Origin of the sequence: Dyadobacter crusticola DSM 16708 (genome assembly GCF_000701505.1) — a bacterium.
GTDB classification, from domain to species: domain Bacteria; phylum Bacteroidota; class Bacteroidia; order Cytophagales; family Spirosomataceae; genus Dyadobacter; species Dyadobacter crusticola.
The window spans coordinates 305,101-323,588 of sequence record NZ_KL370787.1 but is presented as its reverse complement, the minus strand read 5'-3'; the positions used below and the strand labels follow the sequence as shown (position 1 = coordinate 323,588).

The 18,488-nt window shown below is 46.2% G+C and carries 17 protein-coding genes; 9 read left to right on the top strand and 8 right to left on the bottom strand.

All coding sequences use genetic code 11. The annotated features are described in order from the left end of the window. Nucleotides 1-3: 3 nt before the first annotated feature. The gene (locus Q369_RS0126145; RefSeq protein ID WP_031530669.1) at nt 4-3,141 is read right to left on the bottom strand and encodes a SusC/RagA family TonB-linked outer membrane protein; all 3,138 of its coding nucleotides are present in this window, start codon (nt 3,139-3,141) and stop codon (nt 4-6) included. Nucleotides 3,142-3,473: 332 nt separating this feature from the next. Between Q369_RS0126145 and thrA the strand changes: the two genes are divergently transcribed. The 6 genes from thrA (at nt 3,474) to Q369_RS0126115 (ending at nt 9,611) form a co-directional block, all read left to right on the top strand. Beyond that, the gene (gene thrA / locus Q369_RS0126140) at nt 3,474-5,930 is read left to right on the top strand and encodes a bifunctional aspartate kinase/homoserine dehydrogenase I (RefSeq protein WP_031530668.1); all 2,457 of its coding nucleotides are present in this window, start codon (nt 3,474-3,476) and stop codon (nt 5,928-5,930) included. Nucleotides 5,931-6,013: 83 nt separating this feature from the next. Beyond that, nucleotides 6,014-6,406 (top strand): HEPN domain-containing protein, encoded by a 393-nt coding sequence (locus tag Q369_RS0126135; RefSeq protein ID WP_031530667.1) that lies wholly within the window; start codon nt 6,014-6,016, stop codon nt 6,404-6,406. Then, the gene (locus Q369_RS0126130) at nt 6,403-7,338 is read left to right on the top strand and encodes a homoserine kinase (RefSeq protein ID WP_031530666.1); all 936 of its coding nucleotides are present in this window, start codon (nt 6,403-6,405) and stop codon (nt 7,336-7,338) included. The genes Q369_RS0126135 and Q369_RS0126130 overlap by 4 nt, the downstream gene beginning before the upstream one ends. Nucleotides 7,339-7,413: 75 nt before the next feature. Then, complete coding sequence (locus Q369_RS0126125) at nt 7,414-7,740, top strand: HesB/IscA family protein (protein ID WP_031530665.1); 327 nt, start codon at nt 7,414-7,416, stop codon at nt 7,738-7,740. 126 nt (nt 7,741-7,866) lie between these two features. Beyond that, the gene (locus tag Q369_RS0126120; protein WP_031530664.1) at nt 7,867-8,763 is read left to right on the top strand and encodes a nucleotidyltransferase family protein; all 897 of its coding nucleotides are present in this window, start codon (nt 7,867-7,869) and stop codon (nt 8,761-8,763) included. Between the two features lie 143 nt (nt 8,764-8,906). Further along, entirely contained in the window at nt 8,907-9,611 is a 705-nt protein-coding gene (locus tag Q369_RS0126115; RefSeq protein WP_031530663.1) for a hypothetical protein, read from the top strand. Between the two features lie 115 nt (nt 9,612-9,726). Here the strand turns inward: Q369_RS0126115 and Q369_RS0126110 are convergent, their stop codons facing one another. The 5 genes from Q369_RS0126110 to modA form a co-directional block, all read right to left on the bottom strand. Further along, entirely contained in the window at nt 9,727-10,161 is a 435-nt protein-coding gene (locus tag Q369_RS0126110) for a helix-turn-helix domain-containing protein (RefSeq protein ID WP_031530662.1), read from the bottom strand. Between the two features lie 149 nt (nt 10,162-10,310). Continuing rightward, nucleotides 10,311-10,988: an SGNH/GDSL hydrolase family protein gene (locus Q369_RS0126105; protein ID WP_031530661.1), complete on the bottom strand. Its 678-nt coding sequence runs from the start codon at nt 10,986-10,988 to the stop codon at nt 10,311-10,313. Nucleotides 10,989-11,065: 77 nt separating this feature from the next. After that, entirely contained in the window at nt 11,066-11,956 is an 891-nt protein-coding gene (locus Q369_RS0126100) for an ABC transporter ATP-binding protein (protein ID WP_051664295.1), read from the bottom strand. Further along, nucleotides 11,937-12,611, bottom strand: coding sequence for a molybdate ABC transporter permease subunit (gene modB, locus Q369_RS0126095; RefSeq protein WP_031530659.1), 675 nt, complete (start codon nt 12,609-12,611; stop codon nt 11,937-11,939). The genes Q369_RS0126100 and modB overlap by 20 nt, the downstream gene beginning before the upstream one ends. A gap of 150 nt (nt 12,612-12,761) precedes the next feature. Further along, complete coding sequence (modA, locus tag Q369_RS0126090; protein WP_031530658.1) at nt 12,762-13,526, bottom strand: molybdate ABC transporter substrate-binding protein; 765 nt, start codon at nt 13,524-13,526, stop codon at nt 12,762-12,764. Between the two features lie 150 nt (nt 13,527-13,676). On the opposite strand from modA, the gene Q369_RS0126085 reads away from it, so the two are divergent. The 3 genes from Q369_RS0126085 (at nt 13,677) to Q369_RS0126075 (ending at nt 16,644) form a co-directional block, all read left to right on the top strand. Next, the gene (locus tag Q369_RS0126085) at nt 13,677-14,834 is read left to right on the top strand and encodes a pyridoxal phosphate-dependent aminotransferase (RefSeq protein WP_031530657.1); all 1,158 of its coding nucleotides are present in this window, start codon (nt 13,677-13,679) and stop codon (nt 14,832-14,834) included. 21 nt (nt 14,835-14,855) lie between these two features. After that, on the top strand, nt 14,856-15,713 hold the full coding sequence (locus tag Q369_RS0126080; protein WP_031530656.1) for a prephenate dehydrogenase: 858 nt from the start codon (nt 14,856-14,858) through the stop codon (nt 15,711-15,713). A gap of 151 nt (nt 15,714-15,864) precedes the next feature. Then, entirely contained in the window at nt 15,865-16,644 is a 780-nt protein-coding gene (locus Q369_RS0126075; protein ID WP_031530655.1) for a murein L,D-transpeptidase catalytic domain family protein, read from the top strand. Here Q369_RS0126075 and Q369_RS0126070 read toward each other — a convergent pair. Then, a complete protein-coding gene (locus tag Q369_RS0126070; protein WP_051664294.1) occupies nt 16,557-17,795 on the bottom strand; it encodes a L,D-transpeptidase family protein in 1,239 nt (412 codons plus the stop codon). The genes Q369_RS0126075 and Q369_RS0126070 overlap by 88 nt on opposite strands. Before the next feature lie 478 nt (nt 17,796-18,273). After that, on the bottom strand, nt 18,274-18,488 hold a 215-nt coding region (locus Q369_RS28945), incomplete at its 5' end, for a transposase (protein WP_205624370.1).

The window sequence follows — 18,488 nt, the reverse complement described above, 5'->3', positions numbered from 1 at the left end:
GGATTATAGGTTGAAACTGATGTTGAACCCAACTGTTCTGGTTGTCGGGATCTGGCCGTTTTCGATCCCCTGTAAGTTACCATCGTTATAATAGCTGGTTTCAGGATCGATGTGCGGCAGGTTGCTTTTCAGCAATGCAAGGTTCCTTCCTACTACTGAGACTGCTATGTCGCGGAATGGCAGCTTTTTGAAAACCTGGCCGGACAGCATATAAGTCAGCTTCACCTCGCGCAGCTTCACATAGCTCGCGTCGAAAATTGTGTTTTCGTTGTTGGTAAGCAGGTAGTATTTGTGGTGGTACTCTTCTGAGGTTATCCGCTTTTCGTTCGCTACGTACTCTGGCGCAGCGGCTGTGCCGATGTTTACAACACCTGCGCCGATTATACCATCCTCTCTGCCCAATGTAGTTTCTTTCAGAACACCCGTGTAGCGGCCGATGTTGATCGATTGCGAGAAGATATCCCCGCCGTGTTTTACGTCGATCAATGTGCTTAGTGAAAGGTTTTTGTAGCGGAAAGTGTTGGAGAAACCGCCGATCCAGTCGGGAGTGAAGTTACCCAGTACGCGGCTCACAGGATCTATTACCGGGTAACCCTGCGCATCGTACACGATCTGACCATCCGGCGCACGGAGAAAACCTTTGCCAAAGAATGTACCATAAGGCTGGCCCACGCGTGCTTCCACCGACAAGCCTCGGAAACTGTTGGTAGATGTGGTTTGCGTCAATGCGTTGTAGCTGGTGTTCAGCTGATAGGTTGTGAGATTATTGGCAAGCTCAACCACCTTGTTTTTGTTTTTGGCCCAGTTCAAACCAATATCCCATTGAAATGAATTCGTCTTCACCGGCGTAGCAGTCAGCTGGATCTCCACTCCCTGGTTTTCGATTTTGCCTGCATTCAAAAGTTTGGACAAATACCCTGTCGAGTTCGAAATGTTTACATCGAGGATCTGGTTGGAAGAAATCTTTTTGTAGTAAGTAACATCGAGGCCAATCTTGTTTTGCCACAACCTGATATCTGTTCCGATCTCGTAGGAAGATGTGATTTCGGGTTTTAATGCGGCATTTAATAATGCATTGTTTTCGGAAAGGCTCGGTGTGCTGCCCCAGGGATTTTCGTATTTGTAAGTACTTGTGAGGCGGTAAGGATCTGTATCGTTCCCTACGCGTGCCCAGCCAGCACGTAGTTTTGCAAAAGAAAGAATGGATGATTTTACATCAAACATATCGGTAACAATGGCGCTTACCGCAGCAGAAGGGTAGAAGTAAGAGCGGTTGTCGCTCGGTAGTGAGCTCGACCAGTCGTTTCTTGCGGTGAGGTCAACAAACAGATAACTGCGGAAGCCCAGATTCGCCGAAGCGTATAAGCTGTTCACTGTTTTCTGGATAAAGCTGTTTTCAGTCACCGGTCTCTGGCGGGAGTTACCCATGTTGAAAACACGGGGAATAGCGAGCTCAGTAGCTCCCATGTAATTGCGTTGCGCATAGTTGCTGCGGTGGTTACCTCCGATATTCGCAGTCACATCAAATTCGCCGAACTTTTTCGTTGCATTCAAAAGGAAGTCGGAATTTGACTCTCTTACGAAAATCTGCTCTTCATTGTAAGCGTCGAAAAGCGCGGAGGAGCCTAGTCTCGCCTGGCGTGCTGCTGTTTTGGTCTTACGGCGGTCTTCATAGAAATCGGTACCACTGCGGGCGGTGAGGCTCAGCCAGTCGGTAAACTTGTAGGTGGCCGAGATGTTACCATAAAGCCGGTCGCGGTCATTTGCACGGGTGCTCAGGTTGAGCAGGTAGTAAGGATTCGTCCAGTAGTTATCGTTCCAGTTGTATTGGTAAATGCTGCCGGGCTTTTGATAGTTGGTCAGTTTGTCCATATCCACCTGGCGACCGAACCAGATGAAATAAAGTCCGAAGTTGTTGCGGTTGTCGCTGCCGTCGCGGACATAGTTACCGGTTGCGCGTACGCTTAGCTTTTTGGTCAGGTTCCAGCCTGCATTCAATGCAACAGTCCGGCGTTTGTAATTGGTGTTCGGAAGAATGCCGGTTTGGTTCAGGTCCGTAAAAGACAAGCGGAAATCTGCTTTATCGCTTCCGCCGGTGATTGCGATGTTGTTGGTCAGGGTCCGTCCGGTTTCAAAAAACTTGTCGACATTATCCGGATGCGCTACCCAGGGAGTTGGCGTACGCTTTCCATCTGCACCGATTGGAGAATCAAATTGCGGCAGCAGACGGCCGTCGAGCTTTGGTCCCCAGCTTTCGTCCACACCATCATTGAAACCGCCGCCCGCTCCGTCCACATACGAAAACAAGCCTTTTGCGCCTTGTCCGTATTCATTCTGCCACTCAGGTAACCTGAACGGACTTTCAAATGCGGTATTCGTATTAAATGAAACACCGATCCCTTTTGAACCTTTGCCGCTTTTGGTGGTGATCAAAACCACGCCATTAGCCCCTCGCGATCCGTAAAGAGCCGCAGCGCTTGGACCTTTCAAAACGTTAATAGACTCCACATCGTCGGGGTTAATGGAGGCAGCCGCATTACCATAGTCAATACCGGTCCCGGAACCGAAGTTGCTGTTGTCGACAGGCACGCCGTCCACCACAAAAAGTGGCTGGTTGTTGCTTCCGATAGAACTTGCACCGCGGATGATCATTCGGGAAGAAGATCCTGGTGCGCCATTGGAGCTAGTTACCTGTACGCCAGCCAGCCTGCCTGAAAGTGAGTTCACGAGGTTGGTTTCCCGCGCCTGGGTCAGCGTTTTGCCATTTACTTCTTGTACTGCATAACCCAATGCTTTTTTCTCCCGGGCTATACCCAATGCAGTAACCACGATTTCGTTAAACTGGGTCGCGTCCTGTTCAAGCGTAATGTCAAATGTGGTCTTTGATCCCACGGGTACTTCAAGCGTTTTGTAGCCGATGAAAGAAACCACCAGGGTTGCATTTGCAGGAGCGCTGATGGTGAATTGACCGTCGGCGTCGGTTGTGCTTCCGCGGCTGGTTCCTTTGATAAGGATGCTGGCGCCGGGCAAATTTCCGTCCGAGGACTGCACTTTCCCTTTCAGGTTGAGTTCTTGTCCGAAGCTGACTGCGGAGAGCAGGATCAGAAAGGACAAACAGCTTAGAGTAAAGCTCTTTCTCATAATTGAATATTTAAGGAGTGAAAATTGGTAGTTAGGCAAATAATATTCTATGCTTATTCAAATTGATAAAATTTAAATTCTTGTAAAAACATTAACTCAAAATATTAATCTGTTATAATCAAATTGTTTGAAATTTTATATTTTAGAAAAACATCTTCATATAATGATTATTCCGCCTGAGTATGTCCATGCAGGTTCTTCGACGGAAAAGAGGTGCGGCCGTCATTTCGGTATATCTATGAAGTATGGGGCGTTTGAATTGCTATATTTGCGTTAAGTACAGAAACGGCCAATTCGGCTGTAAATCAAGTGTAATTCGAATATTGCGTTCAATGAAGGTTCTTAAATTTGGCGGCACCTCTGTCGGTTCGGTTGACAGCATTAAAACAGTGATCAGTATCCTCGAAGAAAACCTTGCGAAAGGCGAGCGTTTCGCGGTCGTATTTTCTGCAATGGGCGGGGTCACAAACAGGCTGATTGAGATCGGTAAAATGGCCGCAGGCGGCAATACGGATTACATTGAATTCCTGAAAGGTGTGGAGGAAAGGCATTTTGCGGTGGTCAGAGGGTTGATTCCCGTCAAAAACCAGAGCAGTACGTTTGCAGCTATACGTGGGCTTTTCAACGAGCTTGAAGATATATTGAGAGGCGTATCCTGGATCAAGGAACTTTCCGAGCGTACGCTGGACCTGATCATGAGTTTCGGAGAGCGGCTATCTACAATGGTGATTACCGAAATCCTGAAAAGCAAAGGCATCGACGCCGAATTCTGCGACGCCCGCCAGATCATCCATACCAATGCAACTTATGGAATGGGCGATGTGAATTTTGAAATAACCAATAAGCAGATACTCGAATATTTTGCCAAAAACGCTGCATTGCAATGCGTAACGGGCTTCATCGCTTCCACGGCCGAGGGAGTGACCACCACTTTGGGACGCGGCGGCTCGGATTATACAGCTTCCATTCTCGGGGCGGCGCTGGATGCAAATTCCATTGAAATATGGACGGATGTGGATGGTATGATGACGGCCGACCCGCGTAAGGTGACCAATGCATTTACAATCCCTTCTATTTCTTATGCGGAAGCGATGGAGCTTTCACACTTTGGTGCGAAAGTCATTTACCCGCCAAGCTTGCAGCCGGCCTTTGCCAAGAATATCACGCTGAAAGTTCTGAACACTTTTAATACTGCATTTGAAGGTACTTATGTTCAAAAGGCCGCGAATGGGAAGGAATATGCGATCACTGGGATTTCGTCCATTGATGAGATCGCGCTGGTGAATATTCAGGGGAGCGGGATGATCGGTGTTGCAGGGATTTCGGGTAGGCTTTTTACGGCTCTTTCCCTGAATGCAATCAGTGTTATCCTGATCTCGCAGGCTTCTTCCGAACATTCGATCTGTTTTTCCATTGATCCCAAAAATGCGCAGAAAGCAACTGAGATATTGGAAAAGGAGTTTGCGATAGAGATCAGCCTCGGACATATTGATAGTATTTCCATTGAAAAAAACCTCTCGATTATTGCGATAGTCGGCGAAGGAATGAAGAAGAGCACCGGCGTTTCGGGTAAGCTGTTTTCGGTTTTAGGCAAGAATGGTATCAATGTCGTAGCAACTGCACAGGGTTCTTCGGAGCTGAATATTTCGGTTGTGATTGCAAAAAGTGACCTTTCGAAAGCATTGAATGCAATTCACGGCGTTTTCTTCCAGTCAGAAACCCGCTCGCTGAACCTGTTTATAGTAGGAGTGGGGCTGATCGGCGGTACATTGATCGAGCAGATCCGCAATCAGACCAAATACCTCAGAGAGGAAAAATTATTGAACCTGAATATTGCAGGTTTGTCAAATACAAAAAAGATGTTGCTAGATCCGGACGGGATCAAACCAGAAAACTGGCGCGACCGGGTCATGGACGAGGGCGTGAAAACAAGCCTGCCGGCATTTGTGCAGCGAATGATTGAGCTCAACCTGCCCAACAGCGTTTTCGTGGATTGTACTTCGGACAAGGATATTGTACAATACTATCAGATTCTGCTGGATGCAAGCATTTCGGTGGTAACACCCAATAAGGTAGCGAATTCCGGTTCCTATTCTGAATACGTGTCGCTGCAGCGCACAGCTTTGCAGCGGGGGGTTAAGTTTTTATATGAAACCAATGTAGGCGCCGGCTTGCCGATCATCAATACCATTCAGGGCTTGATGGCGAGTGGGGATAAATTTTTGAAGATTGAGGCGATTTTGTCGGGTACCTTGTCTTACATCTTCAACAACTTCAATTCCGAAAACCGGTTTGTTGACGTGGTGAAAGAGGCGAAGGCAAAAGGATTTACCGAGCCGGATCCGCGCGACGATCTGAGCGGGGCTGATGTAGGGAGGAAAATCCTGATCCTGGCTCGCGAAGTAGGCGTGCCGCTTGAACCGGAAGAAATCGTGATTTCACAGATATTACCGGGTAACTGTCTGAATGCGCCCACAGTGGATGCTTTTTTCAGGGAGCTCGAAATATCAAACAATTATTTTGCTGAGAAACAGGCCAGTGCAGAAGCGAACCAGGAAAAGCTCCGCTATATCGCTACACTGGAAAATGGAAAGGCGACGATCGAGCTGAAAACAGTCGGCCCGGCACATCCTTTTTACACTTTATCGGGCAGTGATAACATCATTTCGTTTACGACAGAACGCTACAAAGACCGTCCGCTCGTAATCAAAGGTCCCGGCGCCGGCGCAGAAGTTACCGCCTCAGGCGTTTTCGCCGACATCATGAGTATCAGCAGCTATTTGGGGTGATGTGTTAAATACTATTACAAAGTATTATTTGAAAGTACTCACGTTCCATTAAAGATCACTTGTGTATCAAACAATGGAGCTAAATGAAAGAGATTACAGTCGAACGGATCTTGGCAAGGGCGCTCGAATCTTTAACAGACACACAGCATCTACTCGAAAAGAGTCGATTCGATTTTGCTGTAAACAGAGCATATTATACTATGTATCATAGTATTCAGGCACTGCTTTCGGTAAAAAGTTTAAGGGTTAGATCACTGCAAAAAACGCATGCTGCTTTTTATCGAGAATTGATATTAACCAACAAATTGCCTCGAAGACTGGAAGAACTTTTGAAAAGAACATTTAAAAAAAGTCAGCTTGCTGATTATAGCTACTCCAAAATGGAAGAAACAGATGCTATTGAGGCATTTGCCGACGCCGAGTTTTTTTTCAATGTTTCGGTGCAATATTTAATAGCTAACAACTACTTAAAGTGAATTTTGTAAAAGCTTTTGCCCCTGCTACGGTTGCTAATGTGGCTTGCGGGTTTGATATATTTGGTTTTGCGATCAAGGAGCCGGGGGATACCGTGGAGCTGCGCCGCCGTGATGAACCGGGCATTGTTATCAAAGACATAACCGGAGATGATGGTCGCCTGCCTAGGAATGCGTCGAAGAATTCGGTGACGGGCGTAATGCTGCATTTGCTGAAACACCTCGGGATCTCCGATTTTGGCTGCGAAGTTGTTTTGCATAAGAATATGCCCCTGGGCAGCGGAATGGGATCCAGTGCTGCCAGTGCGGTAGCTGGTGTGGTAGCGATCAATGAAATGCTTGGCAAGCCACTTACCCGCGAGGAGCTGCTGCCTTTTGCAATGGAAGGTGAGCGCATTGCCTCAGGTTCGGCGCATGCGGATAACGTAGGTCCGTCGCTGCTGGGCGGTTTCGTGGTGATCAGAAGCTACAATCCGCTCGACGTTTTTACGATCCCCGTACCCGACGATCTGTACTGCACGCTGGTGCATCCTGATATTGAGATCAATACGAAAGATGCGCGTTTTATATTGCGTAACGAGGTTTCGTTGAAAAACACGATTGCCCAAATGGGTAATGTAGCCGGATTGGTGGCTGGGTTAATGAAAGCAGATTATGACCTGATCAGCCGCTCGATGGTGGATGTGATCATCGAGCCGGTGCGCTCCATTCTGATCCCGGAATTTAAAGAAGTGAAGCAGGCGGCCATTGAAAACGGTGCGCTGGGTTGCAGTATTTCCGGGGCGGGTCCATCCATGTTTGCATTAAGCCGGGGAATTGAAAATGCGCAAAAAGCAGGTAATGCAATGATCGCGCGGTTTGCCGAAGCCGGAATCGCAGCCGGTTTACACGTTTCTTCCATTAATCAGGAAGGCGCCGCTATCTTAACAGAATAGGTGCTTTTTCTGGCTGTTGCTGAACTTTCTCGAAGGTTCGGAATGTTTAAAAGTGTAGTTAAAAAATAAAAAATCATGGTTACTGTAAGCGATACCGCCAAAAACAAAATTGTTGAACTCCGTAATGCGGACGGATTTGCTGACGATTATCAGATCAGGGTCGGTGTTCTCGGAGGCGGATGTTCCGGTTTGACATACAACCTGGAATTCAACTCCGAATCAAAGCCTACTGATATGGTTTTTGAAGATAAGGGAGTGAAGATCATTGTAGATAAGAAAAGCTTGCTATACCTCGCTGGAACTACGCTCGATTTTTCCGACGGGCTGAATGGCAAAGGTTTCCAGTTTATCAACCCGAATGCAACCCGTACCTGCGGATGCGGTGAAAGCTTTGCGGTATAAATTTTAAAATATTTTATTTTTCTGAAACGCGTCCTGATTAACGGGGCGCGTTTTTTTTATCGTTTTGAATGGCCTTATTTTGCCCGCATATTTTATACACCACAAGGCTTTTTTAAATACAATTAAATGAAACCAACTCTTTTGATTCTGGCCGCCGGAATAGGCAGTCGCTACGGAGGTATCAAACAGCTTGATCAGTTTGGACCAAATGGAGAGACGATTATCGATTACTCGCTATATGATGCAATCAGAAGCGGTTTTGGGAAAGTAGTGTTCATCGTTCGTCAGGAAATCAAGGACAGCGCGGAAGCTATTTTTACTCCAAAACTAACAGGCAAGATCGACTTTGACTTTGCAATCCAGGGCATACAATCCTACGTTCCGGAAGATCTGGGAAAGGTGGAGCGTACCAAGCCGTGGGGAACGGGCCACGCCACCTTGTGCGCCTGGGATCAAACCGACACGCCTTTTGCTGTGATCAATGCGGATGATTTTTACGGTCGGGACGCATTCGAAACGATGGCGGAATTTCTTCAAAATGACACCGATGACACGCAGCACGCGATGATCGGATATGAATTGAAAAGGACTCTGTCTGAAAATGGAACAGTGTCCCGCGGGATCTGCATTGAGCGCGAAGACCACAACCTGAAATCCGTTGTAGAGCGCACCAAGATCTTTGAAGAGGAAGGGGTAATCTATTTTGAAGAGGACGGAGCGAAGACGGAGCTCGCACCTGAAACGCCTGTTTCTATGAACTTCTGGGGTTTTAAGCCAACCATGTTTCCGCTGACGAAGGAATTTTTCGAAACTTACGCAAGAGAAAATATCAACACGCCCAAAGCGGAGTTCTACATACCGACTGTGATGACCAAGATCATCGAAGGCAAACTGGGTAACTGCCGCGTTTTCCGCAGCTCGTCGGATTGGTTCGGCGTTACGTACCCAGAAGACAAGCCAAACGTACAAGCATCGCTGGCTGCACTGCACGAGTCAGGAGAGTACCCTGACAAGTTGTGGTGAGTTAGGTATTAATTTTTATAAGGAAACCCTTTCTGTTATTACTAGGAAGAGTTTCCTTATAAAACATTGGTATATAGAAAATAGCCTTTTGTCTTTCAATTGAGCATGCAAAGTGACTTTAGTTAATCTCATTAATTTCCAAAATGCAGGAAAATGTAATACTGAAAGCGACTATTAATGGATACGAAACTGTCAGGGATCGCGTAAAGTTGTATCGTGATTCAATTTGTGCGATCAATTCTAAGTGGAATATAGAAAGAGATCTGAGAGTGCGCATTCTAGGTCAGCTATATAACTTGCTCACTCAATACAATGTTAGCTTGGTTTTTATAAGAGACAATTACGTTCATCCTGAGAATCTTGCAAAGCTTCTGTCACTTGACACTATGCAAGACGCTAGATCAATCAATTTTGACCTACACACGTTCTATAAAAATGGGTACATCTATAACGTTTCGTCAATAGTTGAGGCGTTTTCTAGAATAATTGCAAATTACTTAGGAGTGAATAAAGGAAGCTATTATTCTTTGCAGTCTGCGACATTCAAACATTTAGGGCTTCAAACGAATGATGAATGGAAAGCTATGAGAGTGTTGGCATTTATAAGAAATGGAATACACAACAATGGGATTCATAGGCCACTCGACGGCTCGCCAAAACAAAGCCAAATTTCATATAGAGGACGAGAAATGAATTTCGTTGATGGACTGGCAATAACTGGGGTAACTGACGAGCTCTTAATCTCTATTAGTGCTGATATTCTAAGTTTCTTCAAACTTGTTATTCAGTCAAACGAGATTATGGAACTGGAATGCGTCGAAGACCCTTCCATAACTTGGCGAAAATAATTTATGAGAATAGTCCCTCGATCTCCGCCTTCAAAACCGGCAAATGCCTTACAACAATCCCTCAAATCACTTCATCGGATATAGAACCATATTTGTGGATAATCCGATTTGACTATCATTGAAACTTACCTGTTCCGATAATTTTTTCCAACATCCTTATCGTCTCATCTTTGGCTTTGAGCAGCTCGGCAGTCAGACGTCTATTTTCGTCCATAGCTTCCAGCCATTTTTCGAATGGATTTATATTGTAGGTTGGCTGAAAATTGACACCGCCTGATTGGTCGTGGAATTCTTGAAAAGTGTTCGATATAACATTCACAGCTTTCTCTTCATCAAAATTGCGAATCGCCTCAGCGGGTATCTTCAATATAGCAGAGACCTGCTCCAAAATTCCGGATTCGATCTTTTCCTTTTGTTCTAATAAGGAGACCTTTTGCTGGTTCCAATCTTCGCCAAGTTCGAATGCGAGAAAGTCTTGTTTAATGCCAAGCATTTCGCGAAAGCGTTTGAGATTGCGACCTTCGTGGATTTTTTGGGTAGTATGTGTCATGGGGAAGGTGGTTTTGGTTTGGAGGCAAGTTAGGGATTTATGATGGGAAGTCGGAGATGTAAATTACGGGAGATAGCCCGTTTTATACAGACAAATAAATCTTTTTCCGCCGGCTTTAGCCGACGGAATCAGGGTTGCCGCCGCATGCTTTATTTCTGAACCAACGCCTCCATCATCTTCTCTGCCAAAAATTTGTTACCGGCCTCCGTTAAGTGTACACGGTCGGTTGTCAGGATTCCTTTTTCTTTGTTTTCGGGATTGTTTTGAGCGAGGTATTCGGTGAAATGCTTGCGTAAATCGCAGAGCTGCAAACCGTTTCTGGTTGCTATCTCACGGATCAGCTTGGAGTATTGGTTGAGATCTCCATCCTGCTGGTTTGAATTGTCGTTTCTTTCACCAATCACAGTCGGTGTGCAGACAATCACGCGGATGTTCTGGGCTTTCATTTTCCTGATCAGCGCTTCATAGAACTTTACGTATTTATCCGCATCTGTACCGGTGCCGGAGGAAGCCTTGTGCCAAACATCATTGATGCCGACATAAATAAAAACGATGTCCGGCTTTTTGGAGAGCACGTCGTCTTCCAGTCTCAGGTACAGATCATATACTTTGTTCCCGCCGATTCCCGCGCCTACCAGCTCGTACTGAGCTCCCTGATTTTTTGCTTTCAGCATTTCACCCATTTGGGTGATGTACCCCGTCGGATTTACACCAGCCTGGGTTATTGAATCGCCGAAGAAAATGACTTTAAGTGGCTTATCCTGCCGCATTGCAAGAAGTGGTAAAACGAAAAATGCGATTTGTGCGAGTTTGAAAAATAGCTTCATATACTGGTTTAAATAGATTCCAGGGGGAAAAGACAAACGTACTTGAAAGTTACTTTTCCATTCAGGTAGCTTTCCAATCAGCTTATCCAGGAAATTTGCGGGGATTGCAGCGGATATTTCAATGCAAACTTTCTTCCCACAACTATCTCACTTTGCATAGTAAGCGGGAGCCTGATTCTGCGGATTTTACTTTCAATCAAAACATCAACTAATAGCTGGTCTTCTGCTATCTCCGATCTCAGCACTTCGCCGTGGATGAACAAGCTTTCTTCCGGTGCATTGGTATTCAGGTAAATAGTTGCGGGTGCACCAAAACGGGTGAGCTTGCCATTCTCCATTACGCCAACTTGATCTGCCAGGCGGAATATTTCGGCTGTTTCGTGCGTGACAATGATTGCAGTAAAACGATAGTTTGTGTGAAATTGCAGGATTAACTCCTGCAATTGATACCGCATTTCAGGATCTACCGCAGAGAACGGTTCATCAAGCAGCAGAAGTCCGGGCTTGCGCACCAATGCTCTTGCCAGTGCGACCCGCTGCTGCTGTCCGCCTGAAAGCTGGTTGGGCTTTCTGTGGCTGAGCTGATCAAGTCCTGTGGCAGCCAGCAGCTCGTTGACAATTGTAGGATCAGAACCTTTTGACAATGCGTATTTTAAATTTTCCACAACGGTCATATTGGGAAATAATGCGTAATCCTGAAAAACAAAACCGATGTTCCGGTGCTGGGGAGGTAAGTTTCGCTGGTTTTCGCTGTCAAGCCAGACGGTTTGGTCAAAATTGATCTTACCTTGCTGCGGACTCTGCAGTCCTGCGATTTGTTTCAATAGTGTCGTTTTTCCAGCGCCGGATGGTCCGGTAAGCGCCATAATGCTTCCTTTTTCCAGCGCGAATGAGACTTCCATCGGGAATTCCCCGTTTGCCGTATGCAATGAATGCCTGATCGCGATTTTAAGCTGATTGTCGGACACGAAGCAGGCGGTTGTTGATTGAATAAACCAGCAGCAAAATCACAAAGGTGATTGCAAACAGTACCATTGCATATTGATTTGCAACGGAATAATTAAGGGCTTCCACTTCATTGTAAATAGCGACTGAGGCAACTTTCGTAACACCCGGAATATTTCCGCCAATCATCAGAACCACTCCAAATTCACCTACCGTATGTGCGAAAGTGAGAACAAATGCAGTGAGAATGGCAGGTTTGCAGTTGGGGAGCAGCACTTTGAAAAACGTTTCCCATTCATTTTTACCCAAAGTATAGGAAGCTTCCCGCAAAGAGGGTGGCAAAGATTGCAGTCCCGCCCGGATCGGGTAGACCATAAAAGGCAGACTATATAAAATAGAGGCAATTACAAGACCGGGAAATGAAAATACAAGCCGCAGGCCAAATACACTTTCAATCCACGAACCAAACCAGTAAGACGGACTAAATGCCAGCAAAAGGTAGAAACCGATCACAGACGGCGGCAGTACCAGCGGCAGTCCAATTACGGCTTCAACAATACCCCGTCCCTTAAACTTCCCGAACGCGAGCCAGTATGCGACCGGCAAGGCAAGGACAAGCAGGATCAACGAGGTGATGGTAGCGAGACGGAATGTAAGCCAGATGGGCTGGTAGTCCATTTTTTAGTTTTGAATGAGTGAATGAGTGAATGATTGAATGAGTGAATGATTGAATGAGTGAATTAGTGAATGACCGAATAGTGAATGACTGAATGAGTTAGTTAGTAATGATGAATCTCGTCTTCTTTATTCAATCATTCAGTCATTCACTCATTCAATCATTGGATTGTACCCGTATTTGCTTAGGATCGCCTGGCCTTTTTTTGAGTATAAGAAGTCGTAGAACTGCTTGCTGGATTGTTTTTTAGGGGAGCTGTCGCTGTGTTTGAGCAGGATAGCGGCTTGCTGAATGGGTTTGTGAAGCTTCGGGTCAATCGTGATATATTGTCCTTTGCCTTTCATTTCGGGAGCGAGTACAATCGACAATGCATTGAAACCGGCTTCCGCAGAACCTGACATAATATACTGAGCTGTCTGTGCGCTGCTTTCTCCGTATACCAGCTTTGATTCTGTTTCGCCCAACAAGTTCTGAGATTGCAGCACTTCCATTGCAGCCACTCCGTAAGGCGCCGTTCTAGGATTTGGGATCGCGATTTTCCGGATCTTTTCAGTGGCAAGCAATGCTGTATTCAGTTCGGCTTGCGGGATGTTTTTTGACCATAATACCAGTGAGCCGAGCGCGTACACCTTCGGTTTCTCTTCCGAACCGCCGTTTTTGAAGATCTCTCCGGGATACTTGGTGTCCGCCGATACGAACACATCAAATGGAGCACCTTCGCGGATTTGGGTGGTCAGGTTGCCCGATGAGCCCACCACGATCTGGATTTCCTTGCCCGACTCTTTCTCAAATTCCGCCTTGATCTCCTTCATGACGTACTGGACATTTGCTGCCGTGGCCACGATTATTTTTTCAGAAGGCTGAGAGCAGCCTGTCACAAGCAGGGTAATCAGAAGTGTAAAATGCAGAAAGTTCATCTTGCAATTTAAAGGATTTTTGTTTCCTATACATGACGGCAAAATCCGGCTCATCGGGAAAATATCGTAAATTGCGCGCCGTTTCGACCAGTCTGGACGAACATTAACCGCTGGTGGTTCAAGTCACCAAAGCGTAATTCGATTTTATAAATGATCATAGAAACCGCCCTTCGCACCAGGCAGACTTCCGAATACTATTTTTCTGTGAAGCTCGCCGAAGTGCGCAAACTGATTGCAGAAGGACACGATGTCATCAATCTGGGAATCGGTAATCCCGATATGATGCCATCGGCGGCAACGCTGGAAGCATTGTCGACCGCCATTTTGAAACCGCAGGCGCATGGTTATCAATCTTATACGGGTACTCCGGCTTTCCGGGGAGCGATCGCGGACTTTTATGATCATCAATATGGTGTTAAGCTCGATGTCAATACAGAGATACTGCCGCTGATCGGCTCAAAAGAAGGTATCACACATATCAGCCTCACATTTTTGGATCCGGGCGATGAAGTGCTGGTTCCTGAGCTGGGCTACCCGGCATACAGGGCTGTGAGCCAGATGGTAGGTGCAGTAGTGAAAGAATATCCCTTGCAGGAAGAAAATGGCTGGCAGCCCGACTGGAACGCAATGGAAAGTTTGGTGACGGCAAAAACGAAACTAATGTGGCTCAACTATCCGCACATGCCCACAGGCGCGCCTGCCACAGTAGAACTGTTTGAGAATGCAGTGGCTTTTGCCAGGAAGCACCGGATATTACTCTGTCACGATAATCCGTACAGCCTGGTTCTGAATAAGAAACAACCTATAAGCCTGCTTTCCGTAGAAGGTGCAAAGGAGGTGGCGATCGAGCTGAACTCGATGAGCAAGTCGCATAATATGGCGGGCTGGCGAATGGGCTGGCTGGCTGCTGCAAAGCCTTATATTACAGCTGTGCTGACCATTAAAAGCAATGTGGATTCGGGTATGTTCTGGGCAATGCAGGAGGCGGCAGTAGCAGCGCTGCATAATTCAGACGATTGGCATAAAGAGCGGAATGCAGTGTATCAGGGCAGATTGGAAGCTTCGGAAGCTTTATTGAATGCACTTGGCTGTACTTGGGACGCAAAGCAGGAAGGAATGTTCCTGTGGGGAAAATTACCGGAGACTGTCGAGTCAGCGGAGAAGCTGGTGAATGAATTATTGACTGAAAAACACGTATTTATAGCTCCCGGCTTTATTTTTGGTCCAAAGGGGCAGCGTTATATCCGGCTTTCACTTTGTTTGCCTAAAGAACGCATTTGGCAGGCAGTAGAGCGGATCAAAGGCTGAGGCAATTTTATCAATATCAAAATGATAGTAAGCATAATCGGGGTAGGTCTGCTGGGCGGTTCTTTTGCACTTTCTCTTCGTGAAAAGTATCCGAATGTAAAGTTTGTAGGTGTTGATAATTCGGCTGTCAATCAGAAGATTGCATTGGCAAAAGGTATTGTCGATGAGATCGTGAGCTTGGAAGAATCCCTGCAAATCGCGGAGCTGAATGTGCTTGCAACGCCTGTCGATGCGATTTTGAAGCTCCTGCCTTATATGCTCGACCTGCTTCCCGAGGGACGTACCATTATGGACCTGGGATCCACAAAGGAGCTTATCTGCAAACTGGCGGATACACACCCGAAACGCGGCCAGTTTGTAGCAGTTCACCCGATGGCGGGTACCGAAAATTCAGGGCCTGGCGCTGCATTCAAGGAGCTGTTGCCGCATAAAAATGTCATTATCTGTGACAAAGAAAAAAGTAACCCGGAGTCGCTTGGTCTGGTAGAAACATTCCTGCGCGACGCGGGTATGAAGATCCATTATATGAAGCCCGTGGAGCACGACCTGCATTTGGCTTATGTATCTCACCTCAGCCACATCAGTTCTTTTGCATTGGGACTAACTGTTCTGGACAAAGAGGCGGATGAAAAAGCGATATTCGATATGGCGAGCACGGGTTTTTCTTCCACTGTGCGCTTAGCTAAAAGTTCACCGCAGATGTGGGCGCCGATTTTTGACCAAAACAAAACCAATGTCTCCAAAGCGCTCGCGGATTACATTGAATTGCTCAAAAAATTCAAGGCTGCTATTGACAGTGAGGATCTGGATACAAGCCTCAACTTCATGAGCCGCGCCAATGATATCGGGCGCATTCTTGCTGGTATTGAAAAGAAATAATCCGTGAGTTTTGTTTAGTTAAGTGCTGATAGTTAGTCGCTTACTATACTCTATTTTGAAGAATGGAACCAATGCAGGCGGGCTGCCTGTTAACCTGCTACCTGCATATCTATCAGTTCAAATCTTTATTTTTCCAACAAAACAGTAAGAAATGACGAAGGCTCAGGCAGTTTTTGTAGCGGTATTTGTTGCGCTTAGTGTTTCCTTAGGTATCCGCCAAATTAATCCGTTTGCGGATGCATCCAAACCCAGACAAATTTCAGTAGTCGATACGGATTCCATTTCCAAGCCGGAATGGATTGCATTATATGATTCGCTTGGATTAAAAGCCAAGGGATTGTCGGAGGCGGCGTTCTATTGCGCCTGGTATGGTTTTCAAAAAGCAAACCTGCAAAATCCGATACTAGCGATTGCAGATTTTACACAGTCTTCCAGAAATAAGCGCCTTTATGTAATTGATTTGATCAAGCGTAAAGTCTTGTATAACACTTATGTAGCGCATGGCCGCAACTCCGGACAGGAATTTGCGGAGCGATTTTCAAATGACAATTCCTCGTACCAATCCAGTTTAGGTTTTTATAAAACATTAGGTACATACCAAGGGAAACATGGTCTGTCACTCCGATTGGAAGGGCTGGAAAAAGGCATTAACGACCGCGCGCTTGAACGGGCGATCGTTATGCATGGTGCTGATTACGTAAGTGAATCGTTTATAAAGAATACAGGTCGTCTGGGCCGTAGCCTTGGCTGTCCAGCTGTATCTGTCGAAGATTCTAAAAAGCTGATTGATCTGCTGCACGGCGGCTCCGGGCTTTTCATTTACTCTGGCGATCAAAGATACCTTCAAGCGTCTACTTTATTGGCCGGATTAACCTTGGACAAAGTTAACCGCGCTTTGGGTGATCCTTTCTTGTATATATCAGGGAAGTAAAGCAAATCACCTTTCTCATTACAATCTGCCGGAAGATAAAGCAGGAACACCGGAATGCGGACTTTCAGTTTGTGCCACTTAGGTGGCGTAGAAACAGTGTCAGGCTCGGTCATGAAATCACTGCTCAGCAGCTCAGTGCCCGCCATGTAGTTAGCCAAGTCGGTTGGTCGCTGAACGCGCACACAGCCGTGGCTTCTCCATCTTTGCTCGCTTTTAAAAAGGTACCTTGCATTGGTATCGTGCAGGTAAATCGCCAGCGGGTTTTTAATTTCAACTTTCAACAATCCAAGAGAATTGTCTTCTCCCGTTTCCTGACGAAACCGGTAAGGGAATTTGTTTTCCTTTGCAGCTTCCCAATCCACTTCCGTCGGATCGACAGCCTGACCGTTTTTATCAATGATCTCAATCCTGTTTCTGGATAGGTACTCTGCATCGCTCATTGCTTTAGGTAAAATCTCTTTCAATGCAATGCTTTTCGGCACATTCCAGTAAGGGTGTGTCACAATACTGGTCGCGTATGTGTCCATCGTGGGAGTTGGCGTATCTGATTTTCCGACCACAGTACGCATTCTGATCACATTCTTCCCTGCCGAGTCCATTGCAGTCAGGTAAGCGCCTCTGATGTTGACCATTACAAAGCGCGGCGCATTCTTGGTTTGTCTGTTAATCCAGCGATATGCATTCAGGGATTCAGCCACAAAAGCGGCGCTATCATATTTTTGCTCTTTGAGTAAGCGCGTATAATTTACTTTGAGATTGTTGTAAACCGGATAAACAGGTTCAAGTCGCTCCATTACTTTCTCTATGTCCTTGCCTTCTACCAGTTCTTCGGCGGCGGCGCGGAGCACCGCAGTATCGGCAGCGATTTTCTTCTGTACAAAACGCAGAGCAGGTTTGTGCCCGAAACCGATTTCTTCAAGAAGCGCGTAAACGGGCGCAGTACCATCTTTGGACGCAAATTTGGCGGGATCTATACCAACCTCTTTTGAAAATTGAAGCAGCTTATCGTAGTTCTTCCTGGTAATCTCACTAGCCAGCTCCTCCCGGGTCATTTCCTTCGGGTTTTTCCGGCAGGATTGCATAATTGCCAGTGTAAACAGAATGAGGAGTGGTAAATATTTTGTCTTTCCGAGGCCTGAAAGCATTTGCATTGTATTGCAGTTTTTGTTTTCATCTACACTACAATTGTTGTGCTAACTCTTGTTGCTAAACTAAATACACAAAATCCACTGATTTACAGCTTCTTCTTGCAACACCCGAATTCTCGATCCAATAAACTGGGGAATTTAAGTGCCAATATCGCGCACCAAAACTCCACTTCTGGTTTAGCAGCAAGGTTTTGGATGAATAACAAAAAAGCCAGGCTAAGAACCTGGCTTTGGTGACCGCGACGGGAATCGAAGTCGTTCGCAACTCCAACCATATCTAGAGTTTAGGTGGGAGTCGCCATCGACAACTCCTATTCTATGCGTTGGACTACGATTATTAAAACACAAAAAGAGGGTGTCTCAGTTTTAGCCGAGGCACCCTCGTCCATTTGCTTTAAACTGAGTGGAAATTGAAACGCGATATCGATCCATTCAAAGCTAATCGGCTGTTTTCGGCTTAAAAAGCAAGAAACGGGCGCTCCTAAGCTGCTCTTTTCCTTAGATTCTGGGCTAATGCGATCAGTCCCCATTCGATTTCGACCTTTTGCTTGCCGCGGAGCATAAACCGGCGGAAGCCGTGGTTATTTTTGATGTTGCCAAAGACCGGTTCGACATCAAAGCACCGTTTCTTTCTTTTAGCAATTCCTTCTTCACTTTTTAGTAGCTCGTTGGCTTGCTGCTTTTGTCTTTCCAGGT